Source organism: Aquitalea sp. FJL05, from assembly GCF_003852595.1.
Lineage (GTDB): Bacteria > Pseudomonadota > Gammaproteobacteria > Burkholderiales > Chromobacteriaceae > Aquitalea > Aquitalea aquatilis.
Genome location: NZ_QAJS01000016.1, coordinates 296,307 through 315,004, shown reverse-complemented (window position 1 = coordinate 315,004; position 18,698 = coordinate 296,307). Strand labels below are relative to the sequence as shown.

Here is an 18,698-nt window from a genome sequence, read left to right as displayed (position 1 = left end):
GATTCAGAAGCTCCCCGGCCGGTCGCCGGAATAGATTTTTTGCCATAGCGCTTCACGCTGCGCGGCATTTTCCACCGGCTGCAACCACAGCACTTTGGCACCGGGTTTCAGTTCGTCGCTGGCGCTGAGGGTATTGGCCAGCCCCTGACGGGTCGGCAGCAGGGCACTGACTGCGGGTTCCAGCATGTAGTTGATCCATTGCTGTGCCAGCCGTGGCTGGCTGCTGGCTGCGGTCATGGCCCAGCAGTCCAGCCAGGCCAGCACGCCTTCGCGCGGGATGGCATAGCCAACATCGGCCCCGGCCTGACGCAGGGAGTTCAGCTGCTGGGTGCCGTAGTTGCCAAACATCAGCGCGATCTTGTGGCGGATGAACAATTCCGTCCCTTCTTCCGGCAGGCTGTAAAAAGTCAGTACGTTGCGCCGCAGCGCAATCAGCCGCTGCACCAGCCTGCCTTGCTGCGCCGCGCTCAGCGTAAAGGGCTGCTCGATGCCGCTGGCTAGCGCGCTAAAGGAGAAATTGTGCTGTCCGCTATTGAAGTCGAGCACCTTGTGGCGATAACGCGGGTCCCACAGCACATTCATCGTGTCGGGCGGTACGGGAAACTGCCGCCGGTCGTAGATGATGCCCATGGTGGAATAGGTGAAGGGAACGGCATACAGCCGGCCTTGCTGCTGCAAGCCGGGAATGGCCGCCAGATTGCGAAAGCGCGGCAGCTGACGGCGGGTATTGGGCAGCAAGGCCGGGTCCAGCGGCTTGAGCAGACCGGCGGCGAAATAGCGCTGCATTTCGGCGGTATTGGCAGCCAGCACATCGAAACGCGGGCCGGTGGACGCGTGCATCTTCGCCCACAGCGCCTCGTCCGAATCGACAAAAGTCACCTCCACGCTCACCTGAAAGCGCTGTTCGAAGGCATGCACCACATCCGGATCGGCATAGCCAGGCCAGGCCAGCACGCGCAGCACGTCCTTGGCCATGGCCAGTTGGCAGCACAACAGGCAGCCGATTACCCCCGCAAGCAGGCTGAATTTATTGAATGCCACGATTGCATTTCTTCTTTTTCAATTCACCGTTTGAATGTAGCTGCTTGTCATCCCTTATACCTAAGTATTTTTACGAAAATTCGATCAAATGACCACGGCGGCAGCTGGCCGGTCTGGCCGGCCCATGCGCCCGGCAGCAACACCGAGCGGGATCGCAGCCGTGTCGCCACGCACCGAAGCGGTGCTTTTTATCTTTAACGCACCAATTAACAGCACGGACTCACAACAAAACACCGTTTTGGTGCATCAACGCACCAGCAGCACCATCCCAAGCCACACTCGGCATCACCGAAAGCGGGCAGTGCTGTCACCATTTTCGAGCAACCACGGTTCAAACTGGTGCCGATGGCGACAAGCTGGCATTCCCCTTGCTTTAAGGAAGCCCCATAAAAGCCGACAACAACGGGACTCGCCATGCCAAACTCGAATTCACCTTCCGACGTACTGTTCCTGCTGCTGGGGGCCATCATGATTCTGGCCATGCATGCAGGTTTCGCCTTTCTGGAACTGGGCACCGTGCGCAAGAAAAACCAGGTCAATGCCCTGGTCAAGATCCTGACCGACTTTGCCGTGTCGGCCATTGCCTATTTCTTTGTCGGCTACAGCGTGGCCTATGGGGTGAACTTCCTGGGGGATGCCAGCCATATTGCCCAGCACAATGGCTATGAACTGGTGAAGTTTTTCTTTCTGCTGACCTTCGCCGCCGCCATTCCGGCGATTGTGTCCGGCGGCATTGCCGAACGGGCGAAATTCCACCCGCAATCGGCTGCCACCTTCCTCTTGGTCGGCTTGGTCTACCCTTTCTTCGAAGGCATTGCCTGGAATAACCACTATGGCGTGCAGGACTGGCTCAGCCACAGCTTCGGCCAGCCTTTCCACGACTTTGCCGGCTCGGTGGTGGTACATGCAGTGGGTGGCTGGATCGGCCTGGCTGCCGTACTCAATCTGGGTGCGCGCCGTGGCCGCTACAGCAAGGAAGGCCGCATCTCGGCCCATCCGCCCTCTTCCATTCCCTTCCTGGCACTGGGAGCGTGGATTCTGATCGTCGGCTGGTTCGGCTTCAACGTGATGAGCGCACAAAGACTGAACGGCATTTCCGGGCTGGTGGCCATCAACTCGCTGATGGCCATGGTGGGCGGCACGCTCAGCGCGATGTGGGCCGGCAAGAACGACCCCGGCTTTATCCATAACGGCCCGCTGGCCGGCCTGGTGGCGGTGTGTGCCGGCTCGGACATCATGCATCCGCTGGGTGCGCTGATGGTGGGGCTGGCGGCAGGTGCGATGTTTGTCTGGCTGTTCACCCAGACCCAGAATCGCTGGAAAATTGATGACGTGCTAGGGGTATGGCCGCTGCACGGCATCTGCGGTGCCTGGGGCGGCATTGCTGCCGGCATCTTCGGCCAGAGTGCACTGGGTGGCCTGGGCGGCGTCAGCCTGGTTTCCCAGCTGCTGGGCACGGCAGGCGGCATCGCCATCGGCTTTGGCGGCGGTTATGTAGTGTATGCCGTGCTGCGCAAGACTGTGGGCATCCGGCTGGATGAAGAAGAAGAGTTCAACGGGGCCGACCTCACCATCCACCAGATCACGGCCACACCGGACCGTGAAACCAACTGGTAATTGACTGGCCGGTCGGGCCTGCCGTACGGGCCCGACCACGATGTCATAATCTTGATCCGCCTCAGACATTGGCGGTTTTGTCCGACAAGAAGACACACAGCGCGCAGGGCCTCCGCTATGCTGACGAGAAGCATTACCCGCAGGCAGCTACCGGAATCATGAGCACGCAATTCTCCCCGCACGGCAGGCGCTCCCTGCGCACTCGCATCACACTTGGCATGCTGCTGGCACTGGTCATTACCTTGTGGCTGGCCACCCTGCTGATCAGCCATAGTCTGCGCCAGCAGATGGAAGACACCATTTCCGCCCAGCAGTTTTCTACCGTATCGCTGGCTGCGCGCGAAGTGGACCGCTCAGTAAGGGAGCGGGTACAGGCATTGCAGTCCCTCACCACACAGTTCAAGGGCAAGCCGGTCACTGCGGACGCCATCCAGCCCGAGCTGCAACGGCGGCCCATTTTGCTGATGATGTTCAACTGGGGCATCGTGGTACTGGACAAAAATGGCCAGGTGAAAGCCAGCATCCCGGAAAGCCTGGGCCGCAACGGTCGCTCCTATACCGACCGCGCGTTCTTCCAGCTGGCCATGCAGCACGGCGGACGCTATATCACCGAGCCAATGCAAGGCCAGTACACTGGCAAACCAGTGATTTCCATGCTGGAACCACTACTGGATGCCAATGGCAAGCTGGTGGGGATGATCATGGGGATCACCAATCTGGCGCAACCCAATTTTCTGGATGACATCAGTGCGGCGCGCTATGGTGCCACCGGCAGTTTCTTCATTACTGCACCACAAAGCCGCCGCTACATCATGTCCTCGGATAAGCAACGCCTGCTCAAGGCCGGGCCGCCGCCCGGGATCAACCCGCTGTATGACCGCTATCTGTCCGGTTACCAGGGGTCGGGCATTGCCGTCAGTTCGCGCGGGATCGCCGAGTTGTCCTCCAGCGTGCGCATCCAGTCCACCGGCTGGCTGATGCAGGCGGTCTTGCCGACGACAGAAGCCTTCGCCCCCATCCGCACCCTGCAACAGCAACTGTTTGGCCTGGCGCTGTGCCTGACCATGCTGGCCGGCGGCTTCTGCTGGTGGTGGCTGCGCCGACAGCTGCTGCCGCTGTCCGAGGCCACCGCCCTGCTGGCCGGCATGCGTGATGGCACGCTGCCCAAGCAGGCGCTGCCGGTGCGGCAGCAAGATGAGCTTGGCCTGCTGGCCACCTCGTTCAACGGCTTGCTGGAGCGCATCCTGCGCGAAGAAGAGCAAGCCAGCGAACACGCCGCCAACCGGCTGCTGCGCAAGATCGTGTCGCATATTCCCGGCGTGGTGTTCCAGTACCGCCTGTTCGAAGATGGCCACGGCTGCCTGCCTTTTGCCAGCGAGGCTTTACTGGATTTGTATGGCCTGACACCGCTGGCAGTCAGCTGCAACGCCGACCCCATGCGCGCCATGCTGCACCCGGACGACGCGGATGCCTTCTTCAGTGCCATGCATGCCTCGGCCACCAGCCTGACGCTATGGAATATCGAGTACCGCATCGTGCTGCCCGATGACCAGCTCAAATGGCTGCGGGTGGATGCCATGCCCGAGAGAGACGGCCCCTTCGTCACCTGGTATGGCTATATCGCCGACATCAGCCAGGCCAAGGCCATGGAGGCCGAGCTGCGCATTGCCGCCACCACTTTCCTGACTCAGGAAGGCATCATGGTGACCAACCGCGACGGGGTGATTCTGCGGGTGAATCCGTCCTTCTGCCAGATTACCGGCTACAGCAGTGCCGAGGTGGTGGGCAAGACCCCGGCCATTCTCAGCTCGCACCGGCATCCGCCGGCGTTCTACCAGCAACTGTGGCAGTCCCTGCTGCAGGATGGCCGCTGGCAGGGTGAAATCTGGAACAGCCGCCAGAACGGCGAAGTCTTCCCGGAATGGCTCACCATTACCGCCGTGCACGACAGCGACGGCCAGACCAGCCACTACGTGGCCATCTTCCAGGACATTACCGAGCGCAAGGCCGCTGCGGACGAAATCCAGACCCTGGCGTTTTACGATGCCCTCACCCACCTGCCCAACCGCCGCCTGCTGCTGGACCGGCTGCAGCACGCGCTGGATGCAGCACACCGCCAGCAGCAGTACGGCGCGCTGCTGTTTCTCGACCTGGACAACTTCAAGTCGCTGAACGACACCATGGGGCATGACATCGGCGACCTGCTGCTGCAAGACGTGGCCGCCCGCCTGCATCACGGCATGCGCGTGGGCGATACCGTGGCGCGGCTGGGGGGTGACGAATTCATCGTGATGCTGGAAAACCTCGGCCCGCAGCGCGAAGCAGCGCTGCGCGAGGCCGAAAGCGTGGGCCGCAAGATACTGGCGCAGCTCAAGCAGCCCTACGAGCTGCGCGGCCACGACTACCGGGGCAGCTGCAGCCTGGGTATCGCCCTGTTTGCCGACGAGCACGCCAGCACCGAAGACATCCTCAAGCAGGCTGATCTGGCCATGTATCAGGCCAAATCGGCCGGCCGCAATACCCTGCGCTTTTTCGATCCGCTGATGCAGGCGGAAATCAATGCCCGCACCCGGCTGGAAGCCGAGCTGCACCATGCGCTGGAGCACGGCGAACTCAGCCTGCACTATCAGCCGCAGATTCGCCACGGCCAGCCCTGCCAAAGCGTGGAAGCGCTACTGCGCTGGCACAGCCCGCAACAGGGGCTGCGTCTGCCCGGCTCCTTCATTCCGCTGGCCGAACAGAGCAATCTGATCCTGGCCATCGACCACTGGGTGCTGCAACAAGCCTGCACCCAGCTGGCCGCCTGGGCCGGCCATGCCGACACCGCCAGCCTGAGCATCGCGGTCAATGTCAGCGCCCGCCAGTTTCACCAGAGCGATTTTGTCAGCCGCCTGAGCCGCCTGCTGCAAGACAGCGGTGCCAACCCGGCCCTGCTGAAACTGGAAATCACCGAAAGCCTGCTGCTGATGAAGCTGGACGACGCCGGCAGCAAGATGAACAGCCTGCGCCAGCTGGGCATTACCTTTGCCCTGGATGATTTCGGCACCGGTTATTCCTCGCTGTCCTACCTGAAGCAACTGCCGCTGGACCAGGTCAAGATCGACCGCAGCTTTGTGCGCGATGTGCTGGACAACCCCAACGATGCCGCCATCTGCAAGGCCGTCATCGCCCTGGGCCACAGCCTGGGCCTGACCGTGATCGCCGAAGGCGTGGAAACCGTGGCCCAGTACGACTTCATGGTGGCGCAAGGCTGCCAGGTGATTCAGGGCTATCTGTTCAGCCAGGCACTGCCGCCCGGACAGCTGCAAAACTGGCTGACAGATGCCCAGCCAGCGCGCCATGACGGAAACACACAGCAGGACAGCCAACAGCAAACGCCGGCAGTGGCTGCCGACTCATGAGCGCAGCAGCGCGGTGGCCGGCAAGTGCTGCTGCGCATAAGCCGCAAAGGCAGCGGCGGGCAAAGGCCGGCTGAACAAATAACCCTGTAGTTCATCGCAGCCCTGGGCGCGCAGCCAGCTCAGTTGCTCTTCGGTTTCCACCCCCTCGGCAATGGTCAGCAGGCCAAGGTTTTCCGCCATGTGGATGATGGCGGCCACAATGGCGCGATCTTCCGGATCGGTCGCGATGTCGCGGACAAAGCTCTGGTCGATTTTCAGCTTGTAGACGCGGAACTGCTTGAGCAGGTTGAGCGAGGAATAGCCGGTGCCAAAATCGTCGATCGACATGCGCACTCCCTGCTCATGCAAGACATTCATCACGGCGATGGCCTGTTGCGGGTCGAACATGGCCACGCCTTCGGTCAGCTCCAGCTCCAGCGCGCTGGCAGGCAAGCCCTCTTCCTGCAGGATGCGCGCCACCAGTGCCGGCAGGTCCGGCTGGCGGAATTGCACGGCCGACAGATTGACCGCCATCACCAGCGCCAGCCCCTGCTCCCGCCACTGCCGCGCCTGACGCACGGCATGGCGCAGCACCCATTCGCCCAGTTGCAGAATCAACCCGCAATCTTCGGCGACCGGAATGAATTCGGCTGGCGAAATATTGCCCAGCTCCGGATGCGCCCAGCGCAGCAGCGCCTCCGCCCCCACCAGCTGGCCACCCGCCATGGCCAGCTGTGGCTGGTAATGGATGCTGAACTGCTGCTGTTCCATTGCCACCCGCAGGGCATTCACCAGTTGCAGATGGCGCGAGGCCTTTTCCTGAATCGCCGCCGTATAAAAGCGGAAACAGCTGCGGCCAGCCTTCTTGGCCAGATACATGGCGGCATCGGCCCGCCGCGACAGGGTTTCCAGATCCAGACCATCCCGCGGATACAGTGCAATGCCGATGGAGGCAGAAACATTCAGGTCGTAAGGCGTCACCTGATAAGGGTGGGCAATATCGCCCAGCAGTTGCTGGGCCAGTGCTTCCGCCATGGACGCATTCATATCGGGTAGCAGCAGGATGAACTCGTCGCCACCCAGGCGGGACACCAGCGCACCATCCGGCACCAGCTGGCGCAATCTGGCGGCCAGCTGCACCAGCAAGGCATCGCCCACGCTGTGCCCCAACGAATCATTGATGTCCTTGAAGTGATCGAGGTCGAGGAACATCAAGGCCAGTTCCTGTTGCTGGCGGGCAGCCTGCTGCAATATCTGCTCGGCTTGCTCCTCCAGCATCACCCGGTTGGGCAGGCCGGTCAGCACATCGTAATGGGCCAGATAGCGGATATGCTGCTCGTTCTGCTTGCGCTGGGTGATATCGCGGGTAATCGCCAGCTGCATGCTGATGCTACCGTCTTCGTCGCGCATGGGCGCGGCATGGGTTTCCAGCCAGCGCCGCTGCCCCTGCAGGCCGCTTATTTCGAACTCCAGCGTACCGCTCTGCCCGCTCATCACCTGCTGGTGCAGCTGCATGAAGGCGGCATGATAGTCCGGCAAGACAAAATGCAGCAGGCCAAGCTGCTGGATCTGCTGCAGCGTGTCGGCTTGCAGCATGGCCATGCCGGCCTGGTTCATTTCCAGCAGCTGGCCATCGGCCGCCACCACCTTGATGCATTCCGGTTCGGTTTCGATGATGGTGCGCAAGCGTTGCTCGCTCCGCTGCAAGGCGGTGCTGGCAGCCTGTCGCGCCTGCTCGCGCTGGAAGCTGTCCAGCGCGTAGTCCAGGTCCATCACCATTTCCTCGATCAGCGTGCGTGCCGCTTCGTCAAAGGCGTGCGGCTCGCCACTGTAGAGGGTCAGCGCACCGATGACCTGGCCATTGCGCTGCAAGGGCAGCGCCGCCGAGGCGCCCCAGCCATAGCGGACAGCACGCACATGCCAGGGGGTGGTGGCAGGGTCATGCTGGAAGTCCTGACACCATTGCGCCAGCCCGCTCAGCACCGCCCGGCCGGTCGGACCGTGGCTGAGCGGATCGGCCGCATCGGTTGCCAGCGGCAGATCCACCAGGTACTCGGTACCGCTGCCGTGGGCACACAGCGGGCGGATGTGGCGGGCATCTTCATCCAGCAACCCCACCCACACCATTTTCATGCCGCCATGCTCTACGGCGGCCTGACACATCCGCTCAAACAGCTCGCGTTCGGAGCGACTGCGCACAATGGCCTGATTGCACTGACTCAGCGCATTGTAGAGCCCGGTCAGGCGCTGATTGCGCGCATCAGCCTGGCGGCGGGCTTCATTCAGCAGTTGCAGCTTGTAGCGGGTTTCGGCCAGCCAGCCCATCACGCTACGACGGCCGAACTTGCCTTGCGGCACCGGCTGCGAGAAATCACCACTGCCCAGCCGGGCGATGCTGCTGTGCACTTCGGCCACGGAGCCACCCAGCACATTGTGCAAATTGCGCCGCAGATCCCACAACAAAGGCAGCAACAGCAGACCAAAGGCAATGAATACCCAGCGCAGCTGCAAGGCATAGCGTTCGGCATCCAGTACCGCCTGCAAGGTGCGCTGGGCAGACAGGCGGTTGAATTCGGCAATCGGCTGCATGATGCCGGCCTTGGCCTGGTGATAGGCGGCGTCGTGCACCATGCGGATGGCTTGCTGCCGTGGCGCTGAGCCCTGCGGGGGACTGGAGGCCACCAGCGCCATGGCCGCCCATTCGGTACGGGTCAGGGCGTCCGATTTGGCTTTGGCCTCGGCCAGCCTGGCCATTTCCTCAGGGGTAAAGCCGGCAGCGCGCATGCGCTGCAGCAGGGAGGGTGCCACACTGGCCGCCTGCGGCCGGCGATCATCGTCCAGCACCAGATCCCAGTAGATGCTGTGGTAATCCAGCGGGCGGGCGGCCATGCCGTCGCGGATGGCCAGAATTTCACGATAATGCTGCTGATAGACAGGGTCGCCAGTCACCACATAGGTGCGCACCATGCGGGTAAGGTCGTCGGAAGACTGGCGTAATTCACCTGCCAGCAAAATCGATTCATGCCGTGCATCATTGGCGTGGTCGATGGCTTTCTCTGCCCGTACATACAGCACAAAGCTGACGATAAAGGCGGTGAATACCAACAGGATCAACCAGTAGTAACGGGAGAGCAGCAGCAGCTTGCTCTTGACGGTCAGCATGGCTTCATAGCCCTTTTTATCGTAATGGCCCCGATTGCGATCGAAAACAGGTGTGGCTGCCTGATTATGGCGCAAAACCGCCACCATCGCAGTCAAAATGCCCTCAGCCAAGAGGCAAAAACAGCCCGGGACTGGCCAACGCTAGCGCTCGCTGAGCAGCAGGCCGCAAGCGTGAACACGCCCCGGCCGTACTCGCCGTGCCACTCAAGCAGCATGTTCAAGCCGGGCTGGCTGGCCTATGCTGCTGTTTCTACCCACCCCGACTAGGACAGAACATGACGCTGGCGCAATGGCTGGACATTCCTTTTTCCATCATCCAGGCCCCGATGGCTGGCGTGCAGGGTAGCCGGCTGGCCATGGCAGTCAGCCAGGCCGGTGGCGTGGGTTCGCTGCCGGCCGCCATGCTTTCCAGCAGCCAGTTGCGGCAAGAACTGGAAACACTGCAGCAACTGGGCCCGCAGCCGTACAACCTCAACTTTTTCTGCCATCAGCCCCCGGCAGACGACCCGGCCGCCCTGGCCGGCTGGCAGGCGCTGCTGGCGCCCTTCTATCAGGAACTGGGCATCCATCTGGCGGCGGCTGGTGGCGCAGGGCGCTTGCCCTTCAATCAGGAAATGGCGGATATGGTCAGCCACTACCGCCCTGCGCTGGTGAGTTTTCACTTTGGCCTGCCGGCCCCGGCCTTGCTGCAACAGGTCAAGGCCACTGGTGCCAAAGTATTGTCCAGCGCCACCACGGTGGCCGAAGCCCGCTGGCTGGAGGCCCATGGTGCCGATGCCGTGATTGCGCAGGGTCTGGAAGCCGGTGGCCATCGCGGCATGTTTCTGCATGAGGATCTGGACGACCAGCTGGGCAGCTTTGCCCTGCTGCCGCAGATTGTGCAGGCGGTGAACATTCCGGTGATCGCCGCAGGCGGGATTGCCGATGCCACCGGGGTGGCGGCTGCCATGCGGCTGGGGGCGGCGGGCGTGCAAGTGGGCACGGCCTATCTGCTGTGTCCGGAAGCCGACACCAGCGCCCTGCACCGTGCGGCACTGCGCAGCCCGGCGGCGGCGCACACCGCCCTGACCACGCTCTACAGCGGCCGGCCGGCACGCGGCATCGTCAACCGCCTGATGCGTGAACTGGGCCCGCGTCATCCGGCAGCACCGGCCTTTCCGCTGGCCTCCGCCGCGCTGGCTCCCTTGCGCGCCGCAGCAGAAGCACTGGGCCGCGACGACTTCAGCCCCTTGTGGTGCGGCCAGAATGCAAGCGGCTGCCAGGCGATTGCGGCGGGTGAACTGACCCGCCAGCTGGCTGCCGGTCTGGTTTGCTAAACCGCGTCGGCAAAGCCGGCGGCAATGCGCGCGCACTCCGCCAGCCAGTGCGCCTTGTCCGCTGGCGACAGCCAGCTGGCCTCGAAACCGTTCTGGCATAGCTGAACAATTTCAGCCTTGCTCAGGCCCAGTTCGCGTGCGCAGCCCAGATAGTTTTCCTGCACATAGCCGCCAAAATAGGCCGGATCGTCCGAATTCACCGTGGCGCACAGCCCGGCCTGCAGCAACTGGCGCAGATTGTGGTCCTTGAGCTGATCGAACACCCGCAGCTTGATATTGGAATACGGACACACCGTCAGCGGCATGCGCTCGGCCACCAGCCGTGCCACCAGTGCCGCGTCTTCCAGCGCCCGCACACCGTGGTCGATGCGGCAGACCTTGAGCAGGTCCAGCGCCTCCCACACATAAGACGGCGGGCCTTCTTCGCCGGCATGCGCCACGCAAGGCAGGCCCAGCGCATGGCAGGCAGCAAACAGCCGGGCAAACTTGGACGGCGGGTGGCCCACTTCACTGGAGTCCAGGCCAAAACCGTCAATTCCGGCGAGGAAGGGCCGCGCGTCCTCCAGCACGGCAAAACCGTCTTCTTCGCTCAGATGGCGCAAAAACGACATGATCAGCCGCGAACTGATGCCCAACTGCGTCCGGGCATCGTCCAGCGCACGCCGTATACCCTGATAAGCCGTGGCAAAGGCAATGCCGCGCGCGGTATGGGTTTGCGGATCGAAGAAAATTTCGGTGTGAACGACATGGTCGTCACGGCAGCGCAAGAGATAGGCCCAGGTCAGCTCGTAGAAATCCTGCTCGGTCTGCAATACCCCGGCACCGGCGTAGTAGAGGTCGAGAAAGGATTGCAGATTGTCAAAATCATAGGCCGCCCGCAGCGCCTCTACCGTGGGATAGGGCAGCTGTATGCCGTTGCGCGCGGCCAGGCGGAACATCAGTTCCGGTTCCAGGCTGCCCTCGATATGCAGGTGCAGTTCGGCCTTGGGCAGGGCGTGGATCAGTGCTTGGTGTGCAGTACTCATGGGGTGTCCTGGCAGTGGCTCGCAGCGCGACCAGGTGGGCCGGTCGTTTCAGGTCGAGCAAAAGCAGCATGATAGCGATTGCCGTGCCGACACAGAAGCCCGCTTTTTGCGTCTTTGCCACCATTTGCCCTGGCATGGCCGGCGGCAATGCCAATGGTTTGGGGTAAAATCAGCCACAGTGCCGCGCAGCAAGCCGGCACACGACAAGTTATTTGCTGTCAGCCGGGTGGCCATGACACCGGCTGCAGGACCACACCATGACCGCGCCCAATTTCCAGCAAGCCTTGCAACAAAGCTCGCAAGCCTTTGCCATCCTCGACCCCCAGGGCCACATTGATTATGCCAATCCGGCGTTTTGCCGGCTGTTCGGTCATGACAGTGCCGCCCTCAACGGGCAATCCATCAATATCATCATTCCTGCAGATGCACCGGACGGGCTGCACGATGGCGGCTTTGGCTGTGGACCGAATGTCGCGCTGCCGTTTCAGGGCGAGGTGCGGCGCATCGCCAGCGATGGCCGCAGCGTCATCGCCATGCTGCACTGCAATGCGCTGTACGACTCGGCCGGTGCCGTGCAGGGCTTTGTGGTGTCCTACACCGATATTGCCGATCGCAAGGCCATGGAACTGGCTTTGCAGCAGGCCAACGAACAGCTGTCGCTGGCGCTGGACGCCTCGCGGCTATCGCTGTGGGACATGGACATCCTGCAGGATCAGGTCAGTATCGATGCCCGCTGGGCACGCATGCTGGGCTATCCCGAACAGGCGCTACAGCGCAGGGCCACCACCATGTTCGCCAACGTGCATCCGGACGATTTGCCAAAGGTTTACCAGTCCTGCACGGCCGTGTTGCGTGGCAGCGAGGCGCGCTTCCAGCAGGAATTCCGCTATCGCAACGCCAGTGGCGGCTGGACCTGGATCCGCTGTACCGGCAAGGTGGTGGCGCGCAACGCAGAGGGCCAGGCCCTGCGCGCCATCGGCACCAATCAGGACATTACCGAGCGCAAGCACAATGAAGAGCTGATCATCAATGCCGCCCATCACGACTGGCTGACTGCATTGCCCAACCGCTTTGCCCTCACCCGCCACCTGGCCGCCGCGCTGGCGCGCGCCCAGCGCAGCGAGAAGCTGGTGGCGGTGTGCATGATCGATCTGGATGACTTCAAACCGGTCAACGATACCTGGGGGCATGAGGCGGGCGACCTTTTGCTCAAGGAACTGGCGCATCGCCTGCAGGCCCTGCTGCGCAAAACCGACTTTGTCGCCCGCCTGGGCGGCGATGAGTTCGTGGTCATCATGGAAGACCTGCAGGAAGAAGCCGCCCTGCAACAACTGGAAACCGCCTTGCAGCGGCTGCACCAGGCAGTGGAAGCGCCATTTGTGCTGGATGCCGGCATCGAGGCGGAAGTCGGCATGACGGTGGGCATCGCGCTCTATCCGCACGACGGCATCGAACCGGATGCCCTGATGCGCCAGGCCGATGCCGCCATGTATCAGGCCAAGCAGCACAAACCCACCCGCCAGCGCTGGTGGCGCATGGTGGCGGACGAGGCCGGCTATCACGCCGAGGAGAGCAGCCATTTCGAACTCTATGGCGCAGAGGCCAGCCAGCTGCTGCACAAGTCCGCCGGCCTGATCAGCCGCGCCACCGAGCTGTACATCAGCCGCTTTTACCAGCAGAACCGGCCGGCCCACGAAGCACTGGCCATCCTCGCCAGCCTGCAGGCGGCGGAGCTGGAACAGCTGCAGCGTGCCCATCGCGACTTTCTGCTACAGGTGCTGTCACCGGAGCGCCAAGCGGCACAGATCCGTCACGACAGCCGGCAACTGGGCCGCATCCACAGCCTGGTCGGCGTCACCCCGGCCTTGCTGGTACAAAGCGTGGAGCTGTTCCGCAGCCATTTCAGCGAGCAGCTGAACATCACCCTGCTGCCGATACGCCAGCGCTACCGGCTGCTGGAAATCATCGACAGCCGGCTGCAGGAACAACTGCACGCCCAGCTGGAAGCCGCCGCACAGGTACAAAGCGCGTATCTGGAAAGCCTGTCGCTGCCCATGCCGCACCAGGGCACGCTGTGGACCGATGCCGTCGGCAGCGAGCTGGAGCAACTGGGCAAACTGCCCGGCGTGCAGGCGGTATTGCTGATGCGCCTGATGTCCGATGGCGTTTTCGTGCCGGAAAACAGCCGTGGCCCGCTAGGCCAGTTCGTGGCCGATCTGTTGCAGCGGCCGGGTTCGGAAGCCGTGGTCGACCCCAATTCGCCACGCGGCCAGGGACTGAGCGCGGTCGCCTGGCGCAGCGGCCGCATCTGTAGCTCGGCCTCCTATGGCAATGACCCGCGCTACGCCAGCTGGCACCAGCAGGCCGGCGCGGTACAGATACGCTCCAGCATGAGCATTCCGGTGCGCAACCAGGACGGGCTGACCGTGGCCGTCATCAGCCTGTTCGGTGCCTACCCCAACCAGTTTGAATCAGCCACCATGCAGCAGTTTGCCCTGGGCCTGCAACACCGCTGGGAGCTGATCCTGGCCGCCTGCACCAAACCGGCGGCCGCCATCCAGCAAAACCTGGCCATCGCCCTGCGCGAACGGCTGTTTGCCGGCGGCCTCACCCTGTATCTGCAGCCGCTGGTCGACCTCAAGCTGGGCAAGGTCGTGAAAGTGGAAGCGCTGGCCAGGCTGATCAGGGAAGACGGGCAGATTGTCAGCCCCGGCGTCTTCCTGCCCCTGCTGGGCGATGCCGACCTCGACCATCTGTTCCGCCTGGGGCTGGACAAGGCGCTGACCCAGCTGGCCGAACTGGATGGCCACGGCCTGGACATCGACATCTCGCTGAACATCGCCCCCTGCACCCTGCAGGATGAGGACTGCCCGCGCTGGGTGGCCGAGGCCCTGGCCCGCCATGGCGTGGCCGCCGAGCGGCTGAGCCTGGAATTGCTGGAAACCGCCGACATCGCCCCGCACGAGCAGGACCGTGCCATCGAGCGGCTGCGCCAGACTGGCGTCAAGCTGGTGATGGATGATCTGGGTTCCGGCTATAGCAGTCTGCAAAGGCTGAGCGCCCTGCCCTTTGACACGGTCAAGATCGACCAGAGCCTGACGCTGAACCTGCGCAAGACCCCGCTGACCAGCCTGGCGCTGATACGCGCCATCCTGCAACTGGGGCAAGACCTGGAACGGCAGGTGGTGGTGGAAGGACTGGAGGACATCGGCATGCTGGAAGCAGCCTGCATCCTGGGGGCCACGCTGGGACAGGGCTACTGCCTGGCCCGGCCGATGGCGCAAGCCAGCTTCATCCACTGGCAAGCGCAGTTCCAGCTACCCACCGTAGCCGGCCATATCAGCAGCTATCTGGGCGCACTGGCCCAGCACTGGCTGTATGCCCAGCCCTCGCAAGCCGCCGCCCGGCCAGCACTGGCCGACTGTCCGCTACACCATTTCCTGCAGCGCCAGCGCGATGTGCCCGAGCAGGTGCGGCAATGGCATGCGGCCTGTCATGAGGCCTGTCATGATGCCCACCATGCCGGGCAGGCCAGCCAGCAACTCAGCCAGTGGTTGATCGAGCAAGTGCAGCGCGAACAACTGCCGACGGCTGCTTAAGACCCGCTAACCAAAACCCCGCTCCGGCCTTGCGGCTCCTTGCCGTACTCCTTGCACTGCCAGCGTCGGCAAACCTTGGGACGGGTCCTCGGCGCGGTGTTGTCAGTGGCTCTAAAAATCATGTCGTCGCTCTCACCAGAGCGACGATACTGACCCGGTCATTTGCACACTCATCATGACAATCGCAATTGAAAACCCTGTATTTTCAAAAATAAAATGAAACTGCTTGCCACGCCTGCTGCTTATTCGCGGCGGGCGCTTGCTTGATAATGGCGAACATCAACACACACCCTCACCTGCCAAGCAAGGAGTCATGATGAATATTGCCGACCTGGCCCAGACCCGCTACACCACCAAGGCCTTCGACCCCAGCCGCCAGCTGAGCGCACAACAGGTCGAACAGATCGAAACCCTGCTGCGCTTCAGCCCCTCGTCCACCAACTCGCAACCGTGGCACTTTTTCATTGCCGGCAGCCCGGAAGGCAAAGCCCGCGTGGCCAAGGCTACCAGCGGCGCCTACGCCTTCAATGAAGCCAAGGTACTAAACGCCTCGCACGTGGTGGTACTGTGCAGCCGCGCCAGCATCGATGATGCCTATCTGGAAACCCTGCTGCAGCAGGAAGAAGCCGACGGCCGTTTTGCCAATGCCGAAGCCCGCGCCGGCCAGCATCGTGGCCGTTCGCACTTCGTCAACATGCACCGCTTCGAATTGCGCGATGCCCACCACTGGATGGAAAAACAGGTTTATCTAGCGGCAGGCACCCTGCTGCTGGGCGCAGCCGCCCTGCAAATCGACGCCTGCCCGATCGAAGGCTTCGACCAGAAAGTGCTGGATGAAGAACTGGGCCTGCGTGCCATGGGCTATACCAGCGCCGTCATCGTGGCCCTGGGCTATCGCAGCGGCAGCGACTTCAATGCGCAGCTGCCGAAGTCACGCCTGCCGGCCGACCGCGTGATCAGCCGCATCTGAGCAGCCACCCGCTGGCAGCGCACACGGCAGGGACAAGCCACCCAGCCGGAACCAGCGGGCCAGATTATTGAAGTCGCGCTGTTCCAGCGGGCTCAGGTCGCGATAGGCGGCCGCCGCCCGCTGAGCCAGCGCGGCATCAACACTGCGACGGGGGTGCGAGCGCAACAGCACCAGGAACGGCGCGACGGCGGTCTGATGGCAGTCCAGCGCCTCGCCTAGCAGGGTAGCGCCCTGGCGTAACTCGTCCAGGCTGAAGGCTGCGCGCATGGAATTGAGAAAATCTGCAGTGAACTGCGCCGACTGCTGTGCTGCCCGGTCGTAAGCAAAGAAACGCTGGGTAGCCGCGCGCTTGAGACGGCCAAAATCGGCCAGGTAAACCCCGCCATCCGGGCGCAGGATGCGCCGCAGCTGCTGCATGGTCTGTGCCAATTGTCCGGTATCCGCCAGATGGTGCAGCGACATGGTGCACAGCACGCAATCCGCTGCTGCACTGTCAACACCATCCAGCTGGCTGATGTCCGCTTGTTGCAAGCGGATATTGTGCATGCCGGCCGCCGCGATATTCGCCGCGGCCTGCTGCAGCATCGGTAGCGAGGCATCGATGCCGACAAAGCTGGCGTCGGGATGCAGCGCCGCCATTTTCAGCAACTGATTGGCCGGTCCGCAGGCCAGATCAAACACCACATCACCCGGCCGGATCAGCGGCAGCGCCATCACCGCATGAAACAGATAAAGATAGTTCAGCATGCCGTCGGCCCGGCCGCTGTTCATGAAGGAAGCCACCTGGCCGGATTCCACCATCAGCGCCTGCGGTTCCGGCTGGCGCGGCAGCACTGCGGGCGTGAAGCGCTCCAGCAGCAGATGGGTAAGCATCAAGGGAAGGGACATGGCTCAGGATGATTGATCTGTCGGGAAACCCAGCCGCCGCTTGCCTGGCAAGACGAAGCCATGCACGACAGCCGGGCCAATGGCCGCAGCCCTGCCGGCCGAAGGACAGCCGCGCAGCATCAAGATGGCCGACGCAGGCGTTGTAACAGCAACACCGGCAAGCGCAGGGCAAAACCGAACATCAGCCGGATATGCATCCAGGTCAGCAAGCGGTTGTCACGCCAGTAATTGAAATGCGACACGCCGCCCTCCCCTGCCTGGAAATATTTCACCGGCGCCGGCAGATTCACCGGCGCGACGCCAGCCCAGCACAGCCGCACCACGGCTTCGGGATCGAAATCAAAACGCCGCATCCAGTGCTGGCGCTGCATGATGCGGCGCAAGGGAGCCACCGGATAGACCCGGAAGCCAAACAGCGAGTCGCCAATCCCCATCCACAGTGTTTCCAGATTGGCCCACCAGTTGGATATCTTGCGCCCCTTTACCCGCAAGCTGGGTGCGCTGGCGTCGAATACCGGCACGCCCAGCACCATGGCCCCGGGCTGCTGCTGCGACGCTGCCATGAAGGCGGGAATCTGCTCCACCGGGTGCTGGCCATCCGAGTCCATGCACAGCACATGGCTAAAACCCAGCCGACTGGCCTCTTCCAGGCCGTGCAGCACCGCAGCCCCCTTGCCGCTGTTCTGCGGCAGGACAAAGACCCGCAAGCCGTCATCCTGCGCGGCCATCGCCCGCAGCCCCTGCTCCGAGCCATCATCACTGCCATCGACGATCACCCACACCGGCGACCATTGCCGGCGCGCAGCGCGCACGGTGTCGAACACCTTGGGGCCGGGGTTATAACTGGGGATCAGCACCACATGGGTGGTCGAAGGTATGGGCATGGCGGGCTATTCGGGCTGCTCATCGCCCGGATAACAGCGATGATGTTTGAATTGGGCAGGACCATAGCCGATTGCCACCGGCCAGGTCAAGAATGCGCGGAGGGTGCTACAAACGCAGCGAGGCATCAATGGAGCCATTTTGCAAACAGGATTCGAAATACTGCTGCAGCCGCCGCGCCGTTTCATCACGGCGGCCATATGCCTCGAATTGCTGGCCGGGCACAGCGCGGTAAATCAGTGGAAAAGCGGGCGGCTTCCATATTTTCCAGCCCTTGCTCAAATAGGCTGAATTGGTAGTAAGCAGGATGGTCTGCAAAGGGGCGGCCGCTTTTTTGGCAATCAGGGCAACGGCACCGCCAATATCATTAACGGGCTGGCGTGTGGTGCGTGTTCCTTCCGGGAAAATCATCAACACACCGCCTTGCTGAATGGTTTGAATTGCCTGGCGAAACATCTGTTCTGGATAACGATTCGAAACATATCCGGCCAGATAAGCCCCACACCCCAGAAACAGATTGGAACTGATACTGGCTTTCATCAGGCAAACCGCATGCGGCACGCGCGACAGCACCAGAAAGGCATCGATCATGCTCGGATGATTGGGCACCAGCAGCATGCGCCCGCGGTGATTAAGCTGGTCCAGCGCGTGCAAATCCAGCTGCATCAGGCGACAGGCCTGCGCACCAGCCAGAAAGCAGCGGCAAATGCGGCTGATGACCCATTGCACCAGCGGCTGGCGCCAGCGCCCGGGTAACAGCAACAATGGCAGGGCAGCGATATTACCCAATAGCAGCATGGAGCCCAACCACGACAACA

At 62.6% G+C, this 18,698-nt stretch carries 11 protein-coding genes; 5 read left to right on the top strand and 6 right to left on the bottom strand.

The window, feature by feature from the left end; genetic code table 11:
- Nucleotides 1-3: 3 nt before the first annotated feature.
- A complete protein-coding gene (locus DBR44_RS15315) occupies nucleotides 4-1,041 on the bottom strand; it encodes an extracellular solute-binding protein (protein WP_233578601.1) in 1,038 nt (345 codons plus the stop codon).
- Nucleotides 1,042-1,455: 414 nt separating this feature from the next.
- Between DBR44_RS15315 and DBR44_RS15310 the strand changes: the two genes are divergently transcribed.
- Both DBR44_RS15310 and DBR44_RS15305 read left to right on the top strand, forming a co-directional pair.
- On the top strand, nucleotides 1,456-2,658 hold the full coding sequence (locus DBR44_RS15310) for an ammonium transporter (protein WP_124644884.1): 1,203 nt from the start codon (nucleotides 1,456-1,458) through the stop codon (nucleotides 2,656-2,658).
- Nucleotides 2,659-2,816: 158 nt separating this feature from the next.
- The gene (locus DBR44_RS15305; RefSeq protein WP_124644883.1) at nucleotides 2,817-6,059 is read left to right on the top strand and encodes an EAL domain-containing protein; all 3,243 of its coding nucleotides are present in this window, start codon (nucleotides 2,817-2,819) and stop codon (nucleotides 6,057-6,059) included.
- Here DBR44_RS15305 and DBR44_RS15300 read toward each other — a convergent pair.
- Nucleotides 6,054-9,200, bottom strand: a complete 3,147-nt coding sequence (locus tag DBR44_RS15300; RefSeq protein ID WP_124644882.1) for a bifunctional diguanylate cyclase/phosphodiesterase — start codon at nucleotides 9,198-9,200, stop codon at nucleotides 6,054-6,056. The two genes, DBR44_RS15305 and DBR44_RS15300, sit on opposite strands and share 6 nt — an antisense overlap.
- A 275-nt stretch (nucleotides 9,201-9,475) precedes the next feature.
- Between DBR44_RS15300 and DBR44_RS15295 the strand changes: the two genes are divergently transcribed.
- Nucleotides 9,476-10,516, top strand: a complete 1,041-nt coding sequence (locus DBR44_RS15295; protein WP_124644881.1) for a nitronate monooxygenase family protein — start codon at nucleotides 9,476-9,478, stop codon at nucleotides 10,514-10,516.
- On the opposite strand, the gene DBR44_RS15290 is transcribed toward DBR44_RS15295, so the two are convergent.
- Nucleotides 10,513-11,541, bottom strand: a complete 1,029-nt coding sequence (locus tag DBR44_RS15290) for an adenosine deaminase (RefSeq protein WP_124644880.1) — start codon at nucleotides 11,539-11,541, stop codon at nucleotides 10,513-10,515. The genes DBR44_RS15295 and DBR44_RS15290 overlap by 4 nt on opposite strands.
- 257 nt (nucleotides 11,542-11,798) lie before the next feature.
- Here DBR44_RS15290 and DBR44_RS15285 point away from each other — a divergent pair, with 257 nt between their 5' ends.
- Nucleotides 11,799-15,140 (top strand): EAL domain-containing protein, encoded by a 3,342-nt coding sequence (locus DBR44_RS15285; RefSeq protein WP_124644879.1) that lies wholly within the window; start codon nucleotides 11,799-11,801, stop codon nucleotides 15,138-15,140.
- Between the two features lie 316 nt (nucleotides 15,141-15,456).
- The gene (gene nfsB, locus DBR44_RS15280) at nucleotides 15,457-16,110 is read left to right on the top strand and encodes an oxygen-insensitive NAD(P)H nitroreductase (RefSeq protein ID WP_124644941.1); all 654 of its coding nucleotides are present in this window, start codon (nucleotides 15,457-15,459) and stop codon (nucleotides 16,108-16,110) included.
- On the opposite strand, the gene DBR44_RS15275 is transcribed toward nfsB, so the two are convergent.
- From DBR44_RS15275 to DBR44_RS15265, 3 genes are all read right to left on the bottom strand, one after another.
- Complete coding sequence (locus DBR44_RS15275) at nucleotides 16,072-16,998, bottom strand: class I SAM-dependent methyltransferase (protein WP_124644878.1); 927 nt, start codon at nucleotides 16,996-16,998, stop codon at nucleotides 16,072-16,074. The two genes, nfsB and DBR44_RS15275, sit on opposite strands and share 39 nt — an antisense overlap.
- Nucleotides 16,999-17,117: 119 nt before the next feature.
- On the bottom strand, nucleotides 17,118-17,882 hold the full coding sequence (locus tag DBR44_RS15270; protein ID WP_124644877.1) for a glycosyltransferase family 2 protein: 765 nt from the start codon (nucleotides 17,880-17,882) through the stop codon (nucleotides 17,118-17,120).
- Between the two features lie 106 nt (nucleotides 17,883-17,988).
- Nucleotides 17,989-18,534 carry a lysophospholipid acyltransferase family protein gene (locus DBR44_RS15265; RefSeq protein WP_233578600.1) on the bottom strand — a complete coding sequence of 182 codons (546 nt, stop codon included), beginning with the start codon at nucleotides 18,532-18,534 and terminating at the stop codon, nucleotides 17,989-17,991.
- Nucleotides 18,535-18,698: the final 164 nt, after the last annotated feature.

Bases quoted from the DNA above. Each gene is read 5' to 3' on its own strand.
- DBR44_RS15300 (WP_124644882.1), bottom strand. From the start codon at position 9,200: ATGCTGACCGTCAAGAGCAAGCTGCTGCTGCTCTCCCGTTACTACTGG.
- DBR44_RS15305 (WP_124644883.1), top strand. From the start codon at position 2,817: ATGAGCACGCAATTCTCCCCGCACGGCAGGCGCTCCCTGCGCACTCGC.
- DBR44_RS15295 (WP_124644881.1), top strand. From the start codon at position 9,476: ATGACGCTGGCGCAATGGCTGGACATTCCTTTTTCCATCATCCAGGCC.
- DBR44_RS15285 (WP_124644879.1), top strand. From the start codon at position 11,799: ATGACCGCGCCCAATTTCCAGCAAGCCTTGCAACAAAGCTCGCAAGCC.
- DBR44_RS15290 (WP_124644880.1), bottom strand. From the start codon at position 11,541: ATGAGTACTGCACACCAAGCACTGATCCACGCCCTGCCCAAGGCCGAA.
- DBR44_RS15275 (WP_124644878.1), bottom strand. From the start codon at position 16,998: ATGTCCCTTCCCTTGATGCTTACCCATCTGCTGCTGGAGCGCTTCACG.
- nfsB (WP_124644941.1), top strand. From the start codon at position 15,457: ATGAATATTGCCGACCTGGCCCAGACCCGCTACACCACCAAGGCCTTC.
- DBR44_RS15310 (WP_124644884.1), top strand. From the start codon at position 1,456: ATGCCAAACTCGAATTCACCTTCCGACGTACTGTTCCTGCTGCTGGGG.
- DBR44_RS15270 (WP_124644877.1), bottom strand. From the start codon at position 17,882: ATGCCCATACCTTCGACCACCCATGTGGTGCTGATCCCCAGTTATAAC.